General features: G+C 71.4%; 13 protein-coding genes and 3 pseudogenes. 9 read left to right on the top strand and 7 right to left on the bottom strand.

The window, feature by feature from the left end:
- The first annotated feature begins 78 nt into the window (after window positions 1-78).
- Window positions 79-1626, top strand: a complete 1548-nt coding sequence (locus tag L0P92_RS21195) for an NCS1 family nucleobase:cation symporter-1 (protein WP_234764377.1) — start codon at window positions 79-81, stop codon at window positions 1624-1626.
- A gap of 38 nt (window positions 1627-1664) precedes the next feature.
- On the opposite strand, the gene L0P92_RS21200 is transcribed toward L0P92_RS21195, so the two are convergent.
- Window positions 1665-2333 (bottom strand): hypothetical protein, encoded by a 669-nt coding sequence (locus L0P92_RS21200; protein WP_234764378.1) that lies wholly within the window; start codon window positions 2331-2333, stop codon window positions 1665-1667.
- 161 nt (window positions 2334-2494) lie between these two features.
- Window positions 2495-2971 (bottom strand): annotated as a pseudogene (locus tag L0P92_RS21205) (carboxymuconolactone decarboxylase family protein); the annotation flags it as partial.
- Between the two features lie 135 nt (window positions 2972-3106).
- On the opposite strand from L0P92_RS21205, the pseudogene L0P92_RS21210 reads away from it, so the two are divergent.
- Window positions 3107-4140: pseudogene (locus tag L0P92_RS21210) on the top strand (sensor histidine kinase).
- Window positions 4137-4845: pseudogene (locus tag L0P92_RS45255) on the top strand (response regulator). Before L0P92_RS21210 ends, L0P92_RS45255 begins: the two co-directional pseudogenes overlap by 4 nt.
- Here L0P92_RS45255 and meaB read toward each other — a convergent pair.
- From meaB to L0P92_RS21240, 4 genes are all read right to left on the bottom strand, one after another.
- Entirely contained in the window at window positions 4794-5837 is a 1044-nt protein-coding gene (meaB, locus tag L0P92_RS21225; protein WP_234764380.1) for a methylmalonyl Co-A mutase-associated GTPase MeaB, read from the bottom strand. The pseudogene L0P92_RS45255 and the gene meaB sit on opposite strands and share 52 nt — an antisense overlap.
- Window positions 5838-5842: 5 nt before the next feature.
- Window positions 5843-8017 carry a methylmalonyl-CoA mutase gene (gene scpA / locus L0P92_RS21230; protein ID WP_234764381.1) on the bottom strand — a complete coding sequence of 725 codons (2175 nt, stop codon included), beginning with the start codon at window positions 8015-8017 and terminating at the stop codon, window positions 5843-5845.
- Complete coding sequence (locus L0P92_RS21235) at window positions 8017-9819, bottom strand: methylmalonyl-CoA mutase subunit beta (protein ID WP_234764382.1); 1803 nt, start codon at window positions 9817-9819, stop codon at window positions 8017-8019. The genes scpA and L0P92_RS21235 overlap by 1 nt, the downstream gene beginning before the upstream one ends.
- A gap of 171 nt (window positions 9820-9990) precedes the next feature.
- Entirely contained in the window at window positions 9991-11604 is a 1614-nt protein-coding gene (locus L0P92_RS21240) for an MFS transporter (protein WP_234764383.1), read from the bottom strand.
- Window positions 11605-11854: 250 nt separating this feature from the next.
- Here L0P92_RS21240 and L0P92_RS21245 point away from each other — a divergent pair, with 250 nt between their 5' ends.
- Complete coding sequence (locus L0P92_RS21245) at window positions 11855-12430, top strand: TetR/AcrR family transcriptional regulator (RefSeq protein ID WP_234764399.1); 576 nt, start codon at window positions 11855-11857, stop codon at window positions 12428-12430.
- Window positions 12431-12476: 46 nt separating this feature from the next.
- Complete coding sequence (locus L0P92_RS21250; protein ID WP_234764384.1) at window positions 12477-13262, top strand: LmeA family phospholipid-binding protein; 786 nt, start codon at window positions 12477-12479, stop codon at window positions 13260-13262.
- Window positions 13263-13270: 8 nt separating this feature from the next.
- Here the strand turns inward: L0P92_RS21250 and L0P92_RS21255 are convergent, their stop codons facing one another.
- Window positions 13271-13906 carry a TetR/AcrR family transcriptional regulator gene (locus L0P92_RS21255; RefSeq protein WP_234764385.1) on the bottom strand — a complete coding sequence of 212 codons (636 nt, stop codon included), beginning with the start codon at window positions 13904-13906 and terminating at the stop codon, window positions 13271-13273.
- Between the two features lie 134 nt (window positions 13907-14040).
- Here L0P92_RS21255 and L0P92_RS21260 point away from each other — a divergent pair, with 134 nt between their 5' ends.
- Genes L0P92_RS21260 through L0P92_RS21275 form a run of 4 tightly spaced genes read left to right on the top strand, consistent with a single transcriptional unit; the run spans window position 14041 to window position 19733 of the window.
- Entirely contained in the window at window positions 14041-15186 is a 1146-nt protein-coding gene (locus L0P92_RS21260) for a VOC family protein (protein ID WP_234764386.1), read from the top strand.
- Between the two features lie 32 nt (window positions 15187-15218).
- Complete coding sequence (locus L0P92_RS21265; protein WP_234764387.1) at window positions 15219-16169, top strand: fumarylacetoacetate hydrolase family protein; 951 nt, start codon at window positions 15219-15221, stop codon at window positions 16167-16169.
- Between the two features lie 7 nt (window positions 16170-16176).
- Window positions 16177-17757, top strand: a complete 1581-nt coding sequence (gene mhpA / locus L0P92_RS21270; RefSeq protein ID WP_234764388.1) for a bifunctional 3-(3-hydroxy-phenyl)propionate/3-hydroxycinnamic acid hydroxylase MhpA — start codon at window positions 16177-16179, stop codon at window positions 17755-17757.
- Window positions 17754-19733, top strand: a complete 1980-nt coding sequence (locus L0P92_RS21275; RefSeq protein ID WP_234764389.1) for an acetoacetate--CoA ligase — start codon at window positions 17754-17756, stop codon at window positions 19731-19733. Before mhpA ends, L0P92_RS21275 begins: the two co-directional genes overlap by 4 nt.
- Window positions 19734-19748 lie beyond the last annotated feature (15 nt).

Consider the following 19748-nt stretch of genomic DNA (forward strand, 5'->3'; position numbering starts at 1 on the left):
CCCTCCCCGCTCCCCCGGGGAGGGTTCAAGGCCCCCGCACGGCCTTTCCCGTTCCCCGCCTGATCGATTGGCCTGCTCATGACCAACACAGTCCCCAAGGGGTCGCCGATATCCCAGTCCGCCGACTCCGGCGGCCGGATCGAGCTCGCCCCCGAGGCCTTCCCCGCCGACAGCCCCTTCGCCAACGAGGACCTGCGTCCCGTCCCGGTCGCCGAGCGCAAGTGGACGACGTACAACTTCGCGGCCCTGTGGATCTCCATGGCCCACTGCATCCCCAGCTGGACCCTGGCCTCCGGCCTGGTCGCGCTCGGCATGGACTGGAAGCAGGCCGTGTTCACCATCGCCCTGGCCAACGTCATCGTGCTGCTGCCGATGCTGGCCACCGGGCATGCCGGACCCAAGTACGGCATCCCGTTCCCGGTGCTGGCGCGGGCCTCCTTCGGGCTGCGGGGCGCCAACATCCCGGCGCTGATCCGGGCGGCCGTGGCCTGTGGCTGGTTCGGCATCCAGACCTGGATCGGCGGCAGCGGCATCTTCGCGCTGGGGTCCAAGCTCACGGGAGGGCACTGGGAGAACGCCGGGAAGATCGCCGGCAACCCCTGGCCGCTGTGGCTCTGCTTCCTGCTCTTCTGGGCCTTGCAGATCGCCATCATCTACCGCGGAATGGACTTCCTGCGCCACTTCGAGAACTGGGCCGCGCCCTTCGTGATCGTCGGCGCCTTCGTGCTGCTGATCTGGATCGCGGTCAAGGCGGACGGCTTCGGCGCGCTGCTCGACCAGCCGTCGAAGCTGGGCTGGGGCGCCGACTTCTGGCCGGTCTTCTTCCCGTCCCTGATGGGAATGATCGGCTTCTGGGCCACTCTGTCGCTCAACATCCCCGACTTCACCCGCTTCGGCGCCAGTCAGAAGGCGCAGACCTGGGGGCAGTCCCTCGGTCTGCCGACGACCATGACGCTGTTCGCGATCCTCGCCGTCCTGGTCACCTCCGGCTCCGAGGTCGTCTACGGCGAGGCGATCTGGGACCCGGTCGCGCTGGCCGCCAAGACGGACAACGCCTTCGGCCTGCTCTTCGCGCTGATCATCGTCCTCGTCGCCACCGTCTCCGTGAACATCGCGGCCAACGTGGTCTCACCGGCGTACGACCTCGCCAACCTGGCGCCGAAGCTCATCAACTTCCGTACGGGCGCGCTGATCACCGGTGTCGTCGGCATCCTGATCTTTCCGTGGAAACTGATCTCGACGCCCGAGTTCTACATCTTCACCTGGCTCGGTGTGGTCGGCGGTCTGCTCGGCACGGTCGCGGGCATCCTCATCGCCGACTACTGGATCGTCCGCCGCACGGTCCTGCACCTCGCCGACCTGTACACGCCCGGCGGGCGCTACTGGTACTCGTCCGGCTGGAACTGGCGCGCGATCGTCGCCTTCGTCGTGGGCGGTGTCCTCGCGGTCGGCGGCTCGTACTCGGGTGTCGGCGCCGACGGGGCGAAGACCGGGCCGTTCCCGACGGACGGACTGATCCCGTTCCTCAAGCCGCTGGCCGACTACGGCTGGGCGGTGGGCCTGGCCGCCTCGCTGGTGCTGTACGTGGCGCTGATGGCCGGCCACCGCGAACGCGCCGCCGCCTGAACCGGACCGGACCGGACGGGACCGGCTGTGGAGGACGGTCAGCCCTTCTGACCGTCCTCCAAGGCGGCCACCGCCTCCCGGGCCGCCTTGATCGCACCCTTGTTGATCTCGTCCGTGTCCGGCGCCTTCTTCGACTCGAAGTCACTGCCGCTGTAGGTGACGGAGACCAGCGCGTTGGAGACGCGGACCAGCACCAGGCCCTCGCGGGTCTGCTGCTTGTCCTCGGTGCTGAGGTTCACGACCGAGTACCCCGAGTCGCCGATGCCCGGGACCTCGCCGCCCCCGCTGCGGTCCGCGACACGCTCCTTGTACGACTTCTGGGCCGCCTCGTCCGACTTGGTGATCTCGAAGGAGACGTCCAGCCACCGGTAGTCGTAGCCCTTGAGCGCGTTCCACGAGCAGGTGCGGCGCAGCTTCGAGTCCGTCGACGGGATCTCCTTGCCGGCGGTCTTGGCGCCCGGGACGAGCGCCTTTATCGACTTCGAGCCCAGGCTGCCGCAGGGTGCGGGAGCGGCGGCGTACGTCTTGGACACGGCCGTTGTCGCCGGGGCCGTCGGTGACTCGTCGCCGCTCTTCTGGGTCGCCTGGTCCTCGGCCGCCGGGGTCGCGGCGAACGGTCCGGACGACAGCGCCCAGCCCGCCGCGGCGAGCACGACGACGGGCGACAGACGCGCGGTGAGGGCGAGCGGCAAGGGCAGAGAACGCACGGCGCACTTCTCGTGGGGGACGGTGCGGAAGGAGTCCGCACTGCGGACGGGACGCCAGTGTCACATGACTCCCTGTGGGGCGGAAGTGCCAACTCGCTCCGTGCTGACGCCATTACAGAAGGGCGGCGAGAAGGCAGTAATTACGGGGTGTCCTGGGCGAGTTACATGGCCTCCTGGGTGATTTGAGAGCAGATAGCGCTTTCAATGCGGTCCACCGCTACAAAGGCGCCGTACGCGACGAGATGCACTAGACAGTGGTCGGTGTGCTCCGGCCGCCGCCATGCCCGTACGTCCTCGTCGGTGATGCGGTACGGGGCGAGGGCGGCCAGCAGCGCCAGGCGCGCACCCGGCCGCTCCCGGCGGTCCGGGAACCCGTCCCAGGAGAGCGGCGGATGCGATCCGTCCCAGTCCTGGAGGATCTGCTCCACCAGATCGTGGTCCTCGGCGTCGAGCAGGCCCGCGCCCCGCATCGCCGCCCTGAGCAGCGCCGCGTACGCGATGCCGACGGGCGTGCCCTGCGCCCAGGCGGGCGCCTCGCCGGGGTCGACGGGGTCGAGCAGCTGGAGGGAGGTGCCGGGGCGGGCGGGGCGGCGCACGGCGCGGCTGAGGGTACGGCCGGCGAGGCTGCGGACCCGCCGGGTCGTCGTACCGCCGAAGACAGTCGCCGCTGCTCCGGCGGGGCGGGCCGGTGCCCGGCACTACTCCCGGGGAGTAGTCGAAGAGCCGTCCACAGGGCTGACGTCGATGTCGGTGGCGCCGTCTACTGTGCGGGGATGAGCGGGTACCGGATCACACGCGAGCGGCTCGCCGACCTGACCGTCGCGGTCGTGGCCGGTTCGCTGGCCCTGGCCGCGCAAATCGCACCGCCCCGCGCGCGGTCCTCGCCATCACCACCGCCTGCCTGCTCGCCGACGTCGTCCACGCCGGACCCGCCGCCGGGCTGGCCGTTCCGGTCGTCGGCGCGGTGCACACGGCGTCCCGGACCGGACACCGGGGCACCGCAGCGGCCGCGGTCGCAGTCTTCCTCGGCGGATACGCGGCGGCGGGCTCGGCGACCTCGGACATCGTCCGCGAGACACTGCTGCTCGCCGGCTGGTTCCTGTGCGCGCTGGTGACGGGCCTCGCCGACCGCAACTGGCGGGCGTATCTGCGCCAGACCGAACAGCGCGCCCTGGAGGCCGAACGCACCCGGGAGGAGGCGGCGCTGCGCCGGGCGGGCGAGGAACGCCTGCGCATAGCCAGGGAGTTGCACGACTCCCTCACCCACAGCATCTCCATCGTCAAGCTCCAGGCGGGCGTGGCCGTGCACCTGGCCCGCAAGCGCGGCGAGGAGGTGCCGCCCGCCCTGCTCGCCATCCAGGAGGCGAGCGGCGAGGCCATGCGTGAGCTGCGCGCCACCCTGGAGGTGCTGCGCACCGACGAGCCGACCGGCGCTCCCGCGCTGCTCGTGGAGCGCGCGCGGGCGGCCGGACTGGCGGTCGATCTGACGGTGACGGGGGAGGAGCGGCCGTTGACGGCGACGGTGGACCGGGCGATGTACCGCATCGTCCAGGAGGCCCTCACCAACGCGGCACGGCACGCGGGACCGGCGAAGGTCAGCGTGCGACTCGCCTACGGAGGCGGTGACTTGACGGTACTGGTCGAGGACGACGGCGCCGCCGACCCGTCCCGCCCGCCCGAGCCCGGCATAGGCCTGACCGGTATGCGCGAACGCGTCACGGCCCTCGGCGGCACCTTGGACGCCGCCCCGCGCGAGGAGGGAGGCTTCGCGGTACGGGCGCGGCTGCCGCTGGGGGAGGCGGGATGACGAACGGTGTGATCAGGGGGGCGCTCGTCGACGACCAGGCGCTGATGCGGGCGGGCTTCAGGGCGCTGCTGGACGCCGAGGACGGCATCGAGGTCGTCGGCGAGGCCTCGGACGGCGAGCGGGGGCTGGCGCTGATCCGCGCACAGGTGCCCGACATCGCGCTGATCGACGTACAGATGCCGGTGATGACGGGCATCGAGGCGACCCGGCACATCGCCGCCGACCCGGCCCTGTCGGGCGTGCGCGTGGTGATCCTCACCAACTACGGGCACGACGAGTACGTCTTCGAGGCTCCCCCAGAGGGGGCACCCTCAGCGGGCCGGTGCGAGCGGCTTCCTGCTGAAGGACACTGATCCGGCCGACCTGCTCCAGGCGATCGAGGTCGTGGCGGGCGGCGAGGCGCTGCTGTCCCCGGCCGTCACCCGCACCCTGATCGGCGAGTTCGTCTCCCGCCCACCCGACCGGGCCACCGCCCCCAGCCTGGAGTGCCTCACCCGGCGCGAACGCGAGGTGACGGCGCTGGCGGCGCGCGGACTGACCAACGAGGAGATCGCCGAACACATGGTGATCAGCCCGTTCACGGCGAAGACGCACATCAGCCGCGCGATGACGAAGCTGGGCGCACGGGACCGCGCCCAACTCGTCGTGTTCGCCTACGAGTCGGGGCTGGTGGCGCCGCGCAGCCCCGACTCATCGGCGTGCTGAGCCCGTGCTCCGTGTCCGTCGCCGAACGCCGCTAGGATCCGCTCGGCGGCCAGTGTGGCCGTCAACTCGCCGTCCCTGACCTGCTGTTCGAGCCCCGGGGTGACCGCCCGCACCGCAGGGTCGGCGTGCAGCCTGCCCAGCAGTTCGTCGCGGACCATGGTCCAGGTCCAGTCGACCTGCTGGTCACGGCGCTTGGCGGCGAGCCGGCCGGTGGAGTCGAGGAGGGCCCGGTGCTGTTCGAGGCGGTCCCAGACGGTGTCCAGGCCGATCGACTCACGCCCGCTGCAGTGCAGCACGGGCGGGGTCCAGGCGGCGTCCTTGCCGTGCATCAGCCTGAGCGCGCCCGACAGTTCGCGCGCGGCAGCCCGAGCGTCCCGCTCGTGCGGGCCGTCCGCCTTGTTGACGGCGAGCACGTCGGCGAGTTCCAGCACGCCCTTCTTGATGCCCTGGAGCTGGTCGCCGGTACGGGCCAGGGTGAGCAGCAGAAAGGAGTCGACCATGTTCGCCACCGCGGTCTCCGACTGGCCGACGCCGACCGTCTCCACCAGCACCACGTCGTAGCCCGCGGCCTCCATCACCACGATCGACTCACGGGTGGCCTTCGCGACCCCGCCCAGTGTGCCCGCCGTGGGGGAGGGGCGGATGAAGGCCGCCGGGTCGACCGCCAGGCGCTCCATCCGTGTCTTGTCGCCCAGGATCGACCCGCCCGTACGGCTGGACGACGGGTCGACCGCCAGCACCGCGACCCGGTGGCCGAGCCCGGTGAGCATCGTGCCGAAGGCGTCGATGAACGTCGACTTGCCGACCCCCGGCACCCCGCTGACCCCGATCCGGCGCGCCTTCCCGCTGTACGGCAGCAGCTCGGTCAGCAACCGCTGGGCCAGCACCCGGTGTTGGGGCCGGGTGGACTCGACGAGAGTGATGGCGCGGGCGACCATGGCCCGCTTCCCGTCGAGTACACCCTTGACATAGGCATCCAGATCGATCGCCATGGGACTCAGACGCCGTGGCCGAGGTCGACCGCCAGCCGCTCGACCAGGTCGTAGGCCGCGTCCGGGATCACCGTCCCGGGCGGGAAGACGGCCGCCGCACCCATCTCCAGCAGCGTCGCCACGTCCTGCGGCGGGATCACCCCGCCGACCACGATCATGATGTCCTCGCGGCCCTCCTCGGCCAGCGCCTCCTTGAGCGCCGGTACGAGGGTGAGGTGACCGGCGGCCAGCGACGACACCCCGACGATGTGCACGTCCGCCTCGACGGCCTGGCGGGCCACCTCGGCCGGGGTCTGGAACAGCGGGCCGACGTCGACGTCGAAACCGAGGTCGGCGAAGGCCGTGGCGATCACCTTCTGGCCGCGGTCGTGGCCGTCCTGGCCCATCTTGGCGACCAGGATGCGCGGACGGCGGCCCTCGTTCTCCTCGAAGGCGTCCACGAGGGTGCGGGTGCGGTCCACGGACGGGGACTCGCCTGCTTCGTTGCGGTACACGCCGGAGATCGTACGGATCTGGCTCGCGTGCCGCCCGTACACCTTCTCCAGGGCGTCGGAGATCTCCCCGACGGTCGCCTTCGCGCGGGCCGCGTTCACCGCCAGCTCCAGCAGGTTGCCCTCGCCGCCGGCTGCCCGGGTCAGTGCGTCCAGCGCGTCCCGGCAGGCCGTCTCGTCCCGCTCCTCGCGCAGCCGCCGCAGCTTGGCGATCTGCTGGGCACGTACGGAGGAGTTGTCGACCTTGAGCACCTCGATCTGCTCGTCGCTGTCGACGCGGTACTTGTTCACGCCGATCACGGGCTGGCGGCCGGAGTCGATCCGGGCCTGCGTACGGGCCGCGGCCTCCTCGATGCGCAGCTTGGGGATGCCGGCGTCGATCGCCTTGGCCATGCCGCCCGCCGCCTCCACCTCCTGGATGTGCTGCCAGGCGCGCCGCGCGAGGTCGTACGTCAGCTTCTCCACGTAGGCGCTGCCGCCCCACGGGTCGATGACCCGGGTCGTGCCGGACTCCTGCTGGAGCAGCAGCTGGGTGTTGCGGGCGATGCGCGCCGAGAAGTCGGTCGGCAGCGCCAGCGCCTCGTCGAGGGCGTTGGTGTGCAGCGACTGCGTGTGGCCCTGTGTCGCCGCCATCGCCTCGACGCACGTGCGCGTGACGTTGTTGAACACGTCCTGCGCGGTCAGCGACCAGCCCGAGGTCTGCGAATGGGTGCGCAGGGACAGCGACTTGGAGTTCTTCGGGTCGAACTGCTTGACCAGCTTCGCCCACAGCAGGCGCGCCGCGCGCAGCTTGGCGACCTCCATGAAGAAGTTCATGCCGATCGCCCAGAAGAACGACAGCCGGGGCGCGAACGCGTCCACGTCCAGGCCCGCTTCACGGCCCGCGCGGATGTACTCCACGCCGTCCGCGAGCGTGTACGCCAGCTCCAGGTCGGCCGTCGCACCCGCCTCCTGGATGTGGTAGCCGGAGATGGAGATGGAGTTGTAGCGCGGCATCCGCTGCGAGGTGAAGGCGAAGATGTCGGAGATGATCCGCATCGACGGCTTCGGCGGATAGATGTAGGTGTTGCGGACCATGAACTCCTTCAGAATGTCGTTCTGAATGGTCCCGGCCAGCTTCTCGGGCGCGACGCCCTGTTCCTCCGCCGCCACGATGTACAGCGCGAGCACCGGCAGCACGGCGCCGTTCATCGTCATCGACACGGTCATCTTGTCCAGCGGGATGCCGTCGAAGAGCTGCCGCATGTCGTAGATCGAGTCGATGGCGACACCCGCCATGCCGACGTCGCCGGTCACACGCGGGTGGTCGCTGTCGTAACCCCGGTGCGTGGGCAGGTCGAAGGCGACCGACAGGCCCTTCTGGCCGGCCGCGAGGTTGCGGCGGTAGAAGGCGTTGGACTCCTCGGCGGTGGAGAAGCCCGCGTACTGGCGGATCGTCCACGGCTGGTTGACGTACATCGTCGGGTACGGGCCGCGCAGATACGGCGCCATACCCGGGTAGGTGCCGAGGAAGTCCAGGCCCTCCAGGTCACGGCCGGTGTACAGCGGCTTGACCGCGATGCCCTCGGGGGTCTCCCACAGCGGCTCGTCGCCGCCCGTTGCCTGCTTGACGGCCGCACGCCACTCGTCGGCGCCGCCGCCGGTGGCAGGGGTCCCCAGTTCGATTCCGGAGAAGTCGGGGATTCCCATCAGGACACTCCCATGCGGTCGAGGGTGGCGGACAGTACGGCGACGGCGTCACAGCCCGCGAAGACGTAACTGTCGACATCGGTGTACTGCCCGGGCCGGCCCGCGAGGAACACGTGCGAGGCGCCCGCCGACCTGAACCCGGCGGCCACGGTCGCGGCCTGCTCCTCGTACACGGCGTCACTGGAGCACAGACACACCTCGCCGGCGCCGCTCTCCTCGAAGGTGCCCTCGGTGACGGGCTCGATGCCGCCGGCCTGGAAGAGGTTCGAGGCGAAGGTCAGGCGCGCGGTGTGGGCGGCGGCCGGGCCGAGCGCGGCCAGGAAGATCCGCGGCCGGGAGCCGGTGGCGGCCAGGTGGGCGTCGGAGCGGGCGCGCAGCGCCTCGTACGCCTCGTCGCGGCTGACCCGGGGCAGACCGCCGGACCGGGGCTCCGGTGCGGGCTCGCGCTCCACGGGCGGCTCGGCGAGGTGCGGGAACTCGCTGACACCGGTGACGGGTTCGCGCCGCTTGGCCAGCCTGCCGGTGCGCGCCTCCCAGGTGTCGGCCAGGTCCTGACGCAGCTGACCGGAGCGCAACACGGCCGCCTGGCCGCCCGCCTGCTCGATCCGCTGGAAGAACTCCCAACCCGCGCGGGCCAGTTCGTCGGTCAGGGACTCCACGTACCAGGAGCCGCCCGCCGGATCGATCACCCGGGCGAGATGCGACTCCTCGATGAGGATGGTCGAGGTGTTGCGGGCGATGCGCCGCGCGAACGCGTCCGGCAGTCCGAGGGCGTGGTCGAAGGGCAGCACGGTCACGGCGTCGGCGCCGCCGACCCCGGCGGCCAGCGTGGCCACCGTCGTGCGCAGCATGTTCACCCACGGGTCGCGGCGCGTCATCATCACCGGCGAGGTGACCGCGTGCTGCACCTGGGCGCTCGGCGCCCCGCACACCTCGGTCACCCGCGCCCACAGCCGGCGCGCCGCCCGCAGCTTGGCGATGGTCAGGAACTGGTCGGCGGTGGCCGCGTAGCGGAACTCCAGCTGCGCACAGGCCTGTTCGACCGTCAGCCCCGCCTCGGTGAGCTCACGCAGATACGCCACGCCGGTCGCCAGCGAGGAGCCCAGCTCCTGTGCGGCCGAGCCACCGGCCTCGTGATACGGCAGCGCGTCCACGGTCAGCGCCCGCAGCCCCGGGTACTCCTCGGCGCACAGCCGCGCCAGCGCGGCGACCGGCGCGAACGCCGAGGCCTTTCCGGTACGGGCCTCATGGCCGAGCGGGTCCCCGCCGAGGTTGCCGCGCGCCGCCTCCTTGGCGACGCCCCGCTCCTCGTACAGCCGCAGCAACTCGCGTGCGGCGGGCTCCACGTCGGCTCCCGCGTCGAGCGCGACGGGCGCGAGGTCGAGATAGACGCCGTCCAGCACTCGGCCGAGCGAGGAGACCGGGATGCCGCCCTCGCCGACGACCAGCCACAGCGAGGTGACGCCGTTCTCCAGGTCCGCGAGCGCCACACCCTCCGCGACCGCCGTGTGCCGCTGCCGGAGATCCCAGCCGCCGACCGTGTTGCCCTCGGCACGGGGGCCACGGACGAACGGGGCGAACCCGGGCAGGCCGGAGTCGGGCGCGGCGTCGCGCGCGGTGAACAGCGGACGGGTGCGGAGCCCGTCCTCCAGAGCTGTGGACAGGGCTTCTTCGGCTGCCGCGCCCGAGACGTCCTTGCCCGACTTGCGCAGCACACCTTCCACCAGGTGTTGCCACTGCTCATGGGTTGCGTCAGGGAACTCGGCGGCCAGCGAGAGCCCGTCGTCAGGCAGGACCGTCATGCTCGGATGCTAGGTCAGATCGACAAAGGAGCAGCAGAGGGCACGGCTGTGACCTTTCCCTCTCCGAGGCTGTGACCCGGGTCTCCGGGGTCGAGGGACGGTGCCGGGTGTCCCCTCCCGGCACCGTCCCGGGGTCGTGCGCCGCTCAGGCACGACCCGTCCTGGTGGGGCTCAGGCGGCGCCCACGGTCTCGGTCTGCTTCGGGGCCTGGGCCGTCTCCGTCTGGCGGTGCCTGCCGGCGGCCTTGCGGCCGGGCAGGACGGCGATGACGATCACGGTTCCGGCGGCCATGATGATGCCGCCGATCAGGCTGGTGTGGGCGATGGCGTGGGCGAAGGACTCGTGCACCGCCCCGAGCAGGGTCTGGGCCTGCTCGGCACCGCCCTGGGGGTTCTTGGCGACCTGCTCGGCGACCGCGATGCCGCCGCCGACGGAGTCCTTGGCGGTGTCCATGGCCTCGGCGGGGAGGTGGCCTGCGGCCAGATCGGTCAGCTTGTCCTTGTAGGACGTGGCCAGCAGCGAGCCGAGGACGGCGATGCCCAGCGCGCAACCGAGTTCCAGCGCGGTGTCGTTGGCGCCACCGCCTACGCCCAGCTCCGACTCGGGGAAGGAGCCCATGATGGTGTCCGTGGCCGGGGCCAGACTCAGGCCGATCGCGAAGCCGAGCAGCAGCAGGGGCGTCACGAAGTCGGTGTAGGTGGAGCTCGATTCGATCCGCGTGAGCAGGAAGACCCCCGCCGTGCCGATCACCATGCCGGTGCCGACCACCAGCTTCACACCCAGCTTGGGGGCGAGCTTGCCGGTGACGGCGGCGCCGACGAACACCGTACCGGCCAGCGGCAGCAGCCGGATTCCGGTCTCCAGGGCGTCGTAGCCGAGGACGAACTGCAGGAACTGCGTGGAGTAGTAGATCGCGCCGAAGGTGCCGAAGAAGAAGAACAGCACCGCGAGCATCGAGCCGCTGAAGGGGCGCTCGGTGAACTTGCGCACGTCCAGCATCGGGTTCGGGTGCTTCAACTCCCAGGCCACGAAGGCCAGCAGGCCCACTCCGGCGACCACGGCCGCGGCGATCGGACCGGCGCCCCAGCCGAAGTGCGGGCCCTCGATGGTCGCGTAGACCAGGGAACCGACCGAGACGATCGACAGCAGCCCGCCGACGTAGTCGATACGGCCCATGCCCTCGGCCTTCGACGGCGGGACCAGGAGCAGCGCGCCGGCGACACCGAGGACGGCGACGGGGACGTTCATCAGGAAGGTGGAGCCCCAGGCGTGGTTCTCCAGCAGCCAGCCGGCGGCCACCGGACCGGCGGCGATGGCGAGGCCCGAGGTGGCGGACCAGGCGGTGATGGCCTTGGCGCGCTCGGCCCTTGGGAAGATCGCGACCAGCAGGGAGAGGGTGGCCGGCATGACGACGGCGGCACCGACACCCATGATCGCGCGGGCGACGATGACCAGGTTCGTCTCGTCGACCAGGCCGCCCATCACCGAACCGCCGACGAAGATCAGCAGGCCCAGGACCAGGGCCCCGCGGCGGCTGTACTTGTCGCCTATCGCGCCCAGTACGAGCATCAGCGCGGCGTAGGGGACGGTGTAGCCGTCGATGACCCACTGCAGGTCGCTGCTGGTCAGGCCCAGGTCGATGGTCATGTCGGGGGCGGCCACGATCAGTGACGTGTTCGCCATGACGACGATCAGCAGGCTCAGGCAGAGCACCAGCAGGGCCCACCAGCGGCGGGGGTAGGGCTCGGTCATCTTCTCGACGGGCGTCTTCGCAAAGAGCGGCATCGTCAGGCTCCTCGGCAGGAGGTGAAGCGGAGGCTTCGGGGTGCGGATCGGTGGGAGTGGTGCGGGCGCGGACAGGAGTGGGCGCGGCACCGAGAGCAGTTAATTGCCCATTGATGTGCAGACTAGTTTATTGCTCGGCCATGTGCAAATATCGGATTGTCCTCCCCGGCCGACCGGAGGTCTCACATGACCGGCGCACACGTTCGCAGACACCCCAGAACGCAGCCGGACCCGGCTCACCCGGGCCCGCATCCTCGAAGCGGCCCGGCAGGAACTAGGCCGCGACCCCGACAGCAGCCTCGGCGGCATCGCCGAGGCCGCGGGTGTGGCGCGTCGCACGGTCTACGGCCACTTCAACGGCCGGGCCGCGCTCGTCGCGGGGCTGGTGGCGGACGCCGCACAGTCGCTGCGGCAGGCGATCGAGGTCCCGCGGCTTCCCGCCCCGGACGCCGTCATGGCGTTGGCGCACTTCGTCCTGGCCGTGTGGCCCGTCGGCGACCGCTACCGCATGCTGCTGCGCCTCGCCCCACAGGACCTAGGGGCCGAGCGGGTCGCCGAGGTTCTCGCCCCGGCCCGCGACACGGCGGCGTCGATCATCGCCCGGGGGCAGCGGGAGGGGTCCTTCCAGGTCAGCGTGGCGCCCGCAGCGCTGGCCCGGGCGCTGGAGGGGTACCTGTTGGGGCTCCTTGAGTGCGTGAACGTCGGGACCTGGGCCGACGACGGCACGGGAGCCGCGACCGCCGCCCTGATCGCGATGGGGGTGGACGGCGACCGGGCCGCCACCTGCGTCCGAGGGCTCGGCCGGCACGAGGGCGACGGCGCGTAGACGCGCTTGCCGAGCATTCCCCGAGCACACCCCGAAGAGGAGAACCATGTACGAGACCCAGCGCGACGAGGAGTACGTCGGCGACCCCTGCCACGGCGATGGCGCCGTGTACGTGAGCCGCCCGGGCTTGGGGCGGCGGCGCCTGATCATCGTCGCGGCGTCCCTGGCGGCACTGCTGATCGGTACCGTCGCGGTCGACCGCATCGCGGCGGCCCGTGCGGAGAGCCGTACGGCCAAGGCGTTCCAGGACGGCATGGGAACCGCGCAACGGCCTTCAGTGCACGTCAGCGGCTTCCCCGTGCTGACCCAACTGGCCGACGGCCGCCTCGATCAGGTCGACCTCACCGCCCATGACATACCGGCCGACGGCGCGACCCGGCCCCTGCCGGTGACGAGGCTGACCGTCGGGATGGACAGGCTGCAGGCTTCGGGTAGCGCCGATGAGGCGCGCGCCCGCAGTGTCGAGGCGACCGCGTTCCTGTCGTACGGGGACGTGTCGAACGCGCTTGGTGTGCGGGTGTCGCAGGGTGACGAGGCGGGCCGGGTCAACGCGACGGCCGGTCTGCCTGTCGTAGGCGACGTGACCGTGAGCGCGGCCGTCTCGGCGGCGAGCGGAAACGGCATCGCGTTCACGGACGTCCGTGCCGTTCAGGGTGAACTGATTCCTCCGCTGAAGTCGCTGCTCGACAAGGCCCTGGAAGAGCCTGTCGCGCTGCGGAACGTTCCCGAGGGGCTGCGTCTTCGGTCGGTCACCACGACGCGGGACGGGATCGACGCCCGCTTCACCGGCCGCTCGGTCACCTTCCGCCCGGAGTCGTCGGCAGCCTCGTAGAGGGGCGGTCAGGCGAGGTCGGGCAGCGGGCGCCGGGCGACCTCGTGGGCGTCGTCCGGCGGGATGCCCAGCATGCGCAGGACCATCTCGGCGAGGTTCACCGCGGCCTCGTCGCCGTCCACGTCGGGGCGGGCGAACCTCAGCTCCACCAGGGACAGCAGGGTTCCGCCCAGCGCGGACAGGGCGACCGTCGGGTCGAGGGTGGTGAAACGGCCGGATGCGATGCCGACCTGGAGATCGCGTCGCGCCCGTCGGGCCAGGCCGTTGTCCGAGTGGATGTGCCCGAGACCGCGGCGGCGCAGCACCTGCATCAGCTCGGGATGGGAGTCGGCCATGCGGGCGCTGAGCCGGAAGCCCGCCGCGACGAGTTCCGCCGGGTCGTCGATCTCGGCCAGGCGCTCGTCGAAGTTCTGGCCGAACTCCTCCAGGGCGTCCACCACCGCCACCTCGAACAACTCAGCCTTGGACTCGAAGTGGTTGTAGAAGGAGCCGAAGCCGACGTCCGCGCGCTCCGCGATGGCCTGGATGCTGGCGCTCGTGTCGCCGGTCTCGGCGAGTATCTGCCGGGCCGCACGGACGAGAGCCCCGCGGGTCTCCGCGCGACGCCGCTCGAACCGGTTGCTGGGCGGGGCTGACGTAGGCATGCGCCGAGTCTAGCGGCGGGACGATGACGATCGCAGTCCTGATGAATTCATCATCTCTTGCCGCGGACATCTTGACGATGAAACTGTCACAGTTGATGATTTCCTCATTACGGCGATGTTGCTCGGAGGGCACCATGTCTGAAACCCGCGTCGACGGGGCCGAGGTCAAGACGGCCCACCAGGACCTTCACAGTGAGCAGGGCGCCCTGCGCGGAGAGCACCCGGGCCGGTCCCGCAATCCCGTGATCAAAGTGGCGGATCTGGCCTGGCTGGAGTTCGAGAAGCCGGACCTGGACCGGGCCGAGGTCTTCGCCCGGGACTTCGGGTTCGGGATCGCCGCCCGCACCGAGCGGGAGCTGTGGCTGCGCGGCACCTTCGCCGGCTCGCCCTGCATGGTGATCCGGCGCGGCCGGACCTCCCGTTTCATCGGCCCGGCCTTCCGTGCGGCCGAGCGGGCCGACCTGGACCGGCTGGCCCGTGCCACCGGCTCCGACGTGCGCGACGCCGACGTACCGGGGGGTGGCAGGGTGGTCGACCTGCTCGACCCGTCCGGCTTCCCGGTGCGCGTGGCGCACTGCGGCGAGCAGCTGCCGGCGCTGCCCGAGCAGCAGCCGCTGCTGCTCAACTTCGGCACCCGTCACCGCCGTACGAATGTCACGCAGCGCCCGCCGCGCGAGCCGTCCCGGATCCAGCGGCTGGGTCATGTGGTGCTGGAGACACGGGTGTTCGCCCGGGCCCTGGACTGGTATCTGGACACCCTCGGCATGATCGTGTCGGACTTCCTGTTCCTGGACGGCCAGCGCGGCCGCGGCCCGACCATGGCCTTCATCCGCTGCGACCTGGGCGGCGTGCCCGCCGACCACCACACGCTGGCCATGCACCTGGGCCCGGGCAACGGCTATGTCCACTCCGCCTACCAGGTCACCGACCTCGATGCCCTCGCCGCCGGCGGCGAGTACCTGGGCGAGCGCGGCTACAAGCGCAGTTGGGGCATCGGCCGGCACATCCAGGGCAGCCAGCTCTTCGACTACTGGCGCGACCCCGACCACTTCATGCTCGAACACTTCGCCGACGGCGACCTGTTCACCTGCGACCTGGAGCCCGGCTGGGCACCCATGTCGACCAGCGGCCTCGCCCAGTGGGGCCCGCCGGCCACCCGCGACTTCCTGGGCGCCGGCCCCTCCCCACAGCGCGTCCGCGACGTCATCGAGGCCCTGCGCGGCGACAACGAGATGGACCCGGCGCGACTCCTCGGCCTGCTGAAGGCCGCCAACTCCTGACGCCGCCAGCCCCACCACACAAAGGCACTGATATGAGCACCAACGTCCTGCGCACCGCCGACGGCTGGTGGGCGGTGCGCCACGCGCGCGCCGTCCGCGTCGCCACCGAAGCCGTCACCACCGCCGAACTGCTGGCCGACCGGGACGCCGTACGTGCGGCCGCCGCCTCCGGCGAGCCGGGCACGCCCGTCGCCGACCTGGCGGCCCTCTCCCCGGTCACCACCCCCTGCCGGGTGGTCGCCCAGATGGTCAACTACCGCAGCCACGCCCGCGATTCGGGCTTCACCGGCGACATCCCGCCCGCCTTCTTCCGCAAGGCCTCCGGGTCGGTCAGTGGCCCGGGCGAGGCGATCGTACGGCCGCCGCATGTGAGGTTCCTCGACTACGAGATCGAACTCGGCCTGGTCATGGGAGCGCCCCTGCCGGTCGGCACCGTCGTCGAGGAAGGCGACCTGCCCTCGTACGTCGCCGCACTGGTGATCACCAACGACATCAGCGCCCGCGAGGTGCAGCTCACCAAGACGCAGTTCTACGAGAGCAAGTCGTACCCCACGTTCACGCCCACCGGCCCCTACCTCTCACTGCTGGAGCCGGAGGAGTTCGCCCGTCTGCTGGACCTGCGGCTGAAGTTGAGCGTCAACGGGGAGCCGCGCCAGGACCGCACCCTCGCCGACATGATCGTCCGCCCGGCCCGCGCACTGACGCTGCTGGCCCGCTTCCAGACCCTGGACGCCGGCGACCTGCTGCTGACCGGGACCCCCGGCGGCACCGCTCTGAAGGCCCCGCCGAAGGCGGTCGAGAAGATCGGCGCGCTGCTGCCGCCCGCGGTGAAGTGGAAGGCGTTCTTCAAGAGCCAGGCCAGGAACCCGCACTACCTGCACCCGGGTGACGTGATCACGGCGACGATCGCGACTCCGGACGGCCGGATCGACCTCGGCGAGCAGCGTACGCCCGTCGCGGACGCGAAGCAGGACCCGAGGTGAGCCGCACGTGACCATCGACGAAGCCGCAGCTGTCCCCGTCGTGATCATCGGCGCCGGGCCCGTGGGCGTGACCGCCGCCCTCCTCCTCGCCCGGCGTGGAGTCCGCAGCGTCGTCCTCGAACGACACACGGACGTCTATCCGCTCCCGCGCGCCGTCGCCATGGACGACGAGGTGCGCAGGATCCTCCAGGCCGCCGGCGTCGGCGAGGAGTTCACCGCAATCGCCCGGCCGGCGAACGGGTTGCGGCTGCTGGACGCCCGGCACCGGGTGATGGCCGAGTTCCGGCGCACCGAGGACGGCCTGCACGGCTATCCGCAGACCAGCATGTTCGACCAGCCCGAACTGGAGCGGGTGCTGCGCGACGCCCTGGCCCGGCGCCCGGAGTGCGAGCTGCGCGGTGGCGTGGAGGTCATCGGCGTGGGCCCGGACACCACGGGACCCGTGCGCGTGACCTACCGCGACGACGAGGGCGAGCACCATCTGTGGGCCGAGGCCGTCCTCGGCTGCGACGGCGCCAACAGCCTCACCCGCGAGGCCGTGGGCGGCGCCTGGGAGGATCTGCGCTTCGAGGAGCGCTGGACGGTCGTCGACGTCCGGACGAACGCCGCCGTCCGCTGCTGGGAAGGGGTGGACCAGGTCTGCGACCCGGAGCGGCCCGCGACCTTCATGCGCGTCGGTGAGGACCGCTACCGCTGGGAGTTCCGGCTGCGGAACGAGGCGATGCCGGTCCGCGAGCTCGTGGCGCCGTGGCTGCCGCCCTCGTACGACGGGGACTTCGAGGTCGTCCGAGAGACGCGGTACACCTTCCGGGCACGTGTCGCCGACCGCTGGCGCAGCGGACGCGTCTTCCTGCTCGGTGACGCCGCCCACCTCACCCCGCCGTTCATCGGCCAGGGCCTGTGCTCGGGCCTGCGCGACGCCTACAACCTCAGCTGGAAGCTCACCCGAGTGCTCCGACACGGCGCCGACGAACGGCTGTTGGACACCTACGAGACCGAGCGCAGACCCCATGCCCGCCATGTGATCCAGCTCGCGGTCGTCATGGGCTGGGCCATGACCGGCGGCCAGGACGGCGCCGCCGCGATCCGCCGCAGGGTGCTCTCCGCGGCCTGCCGCATACCCGGCCTGACCGCGGCGGCCGGCCGCGGCCTCAGCCCGCCCCTGACCGCCGGTCCGCTCGTACGGCGCGGTGTCCGCCGGAGCCTGGCGGGCACCCACTGCCCGCAACCGTGGGTGAGCCCGGACGCACGGCGTACCCGTCTCGACGAACTGCTCGGCGACTCCTTCACGATCCTCACCGCCGCCGAGCCCTGGCCCTCGCTGGACGCGCTCGCCCGCGGCCTCGGCGTCCGGGCGCTCCAAGTGTCCGACCTCGGCGATGACGGCACACTCGCCGCCTGGCTGCGCGCCGGACGAGCGGAAGCGGTCCTGCTGCGGCCCGACCGCGTCGTGCTGGACGTCGTCCCGTCCGGTGGCCGCGACTTCACGTCGACCGCCGCCTGGGCGTCCCTGCTGCACACCACCCGAAGCCCCGTTCCCTGCGAACGGACCGCTGGGAAAAGCCTGCTGAGGAGCACCACACGATGAATACGCCGTACCCGGACCCGTTCTTCACACCCGCTCCGAAGACCGCGGCGTCCAGCCGCATCGCCGACTTCGCCCGCCACGTCGGGGTGGACGGTACCGACTACGTCGCCCTGCACCACTGGTCGGTCACCCGGCTGGAGGACTTCTGGGGCGCGGTGTGGGAGTACTTCGACGTCGACGCGGAGACGTCGTACGAACAGGTCCTGGCCGAGGAGGTGATGCCGGGTGCCCGCTGGTTCCCCGGCGCCACCCTCAACTACGCCCACCACGCCCTGCGCAACCTCGCCGCCGACGACGTGGCGATCATCGCCCTCGACGAGACCGGTGCCGGGTACGAGGTGACCGGAGGACGGCTGCGTTCCCTGGTCGCCTCCGTGGCCGCGACCCTGCGTGACCTGGGGGTGGGCCAGGGCGACCGGGTGGTCGGCTATCTGCCCAACACCCCGCACGCCGTCGTCGCCTTCCTGGCCACCGCGAGCCTCGGCGCCGTGTGGTCGGTCTGCGGACAGGACTACGCCCCCAAGGCCGCCGCCGACCGGTTCGCCCAGCTCGAACCCACGGTCCTGATCGCCGCCGACGGCTACCTCTTCAACGGCACCACCCACGACCGCCGCGAAGCCGTCCTCGAACTCGCCCAGGCGCTGCCGACACTGAAGGCCACCGTGCTGGTGGACCACGTGGGCCTGCCGGGGCTCACGTCGAACCACCCCTCTCTGGTCCTGCCGTGGGAGGACGCGGCGACCCGCGCCGAGGAACTCACCTGTGTCCCCGTGCCGTTCGACCACCCTCTGTGGGTCGTGTTCTCCTCCGGCACCACCGGCCTGCCCAAGGGCATCGTGCACGGCCACGGCGGCGTCGTCCTGGAGCACCTCAAGACCCTGGGCCTGCACTCGGACCTCGGCCCCGGCGACCGTCTGCTCTGGTACACGACGACCCACTGGATGATGTGGAACCTCGTCGCCTCCACCCTCCTGACCGGCGCCACGACCTGTACCTACGACGGCAGCCCGGCCCCCTTCGCCAAGCCCGACGTCCTGTGGGAACTGGCCGCCCGCCACCGGGTGACCGTCTTCGGCACCAGTCCCCAGTACCTGCTGGGCATGGCCAAGTTCGGCATCGACCCGTCCGTGCACGACCTGTCGTGCGTCCGCGTGGTCGGCTGCACCGGCTCCGCCCTGCCGGCGTCCGCCTATCCATGGGTCCGCGACCACGTCGGCGACCACGCCCTGCTCGCGTCCATCAGCGGCGGCACGGACATCGTGTCCGGCTTCGCGGGCAGCGCACCCAACACCCCGGTCTGGGCGGGTGAGTTGTCCGCACCCCACCTGGGGGTGGCGCTGGCCGCGTACGACGCCGAGGGCTTCCCGGTCGTGGACCAGGTCGGCGAGCTGGTCGTCACCCGCCCGATGCCGTCGATGCCGCTGTCCTTCTGGAACGACCCCGACGGCACCCGCTACCGCGACGCCTACTTCTCCTCCTACCCCGGCATCTGGCGGCACGGCGACTGGATCACGCTCACGGGGCACGGCTCGGTCGTCATCCACGGCCGCTCCGACTCCACACTGAACCGCAACGGCGTACGCCTGGGCAGCGCCGACATCCACGACGTCGTCGAGCGCCTTCCCGAGATCACCGAGGCCCTCGTCATCGGCGCGGAGGAACCCGATGGCGGCTACTGGATGCCCTTGTTCGTGGTCCCAGCGGCCGGCGTCGAACTCGACGACACCCTGCGCGACCGCATTCGCGACGCCATCCGCGCCGGTGCCTCACCCCGCCACGTCCCCGACGAGATCATCCAGGTCCGGGGCATCCCGCACACCCGCACCGGCAAGAAGCTGGAGGTTCCGGTCAAACGCCTGCTCCAGGGCGCCCCAGCCGAGCAGGTCGTCAACCCCGCCGCCGTCGACGACCCCGAACTCCTCGCCTTCTTCGCCCGGTTGGGCTCCGAGCGACGCCACCTGAGGAACCCGGCATGACAATGCCTCCCGCGC

It is taken from the genome of Streptomyces muensis (assembly GCF_021474425.1).
In the GTDB taxonomy this organism is placed as follows: domain Bacteria; phylum Actinomycetota; class Actinomycetes; order Streptomycetales; family Streptomycetaceae; genus Streptomyces; species Streptomyces muensis.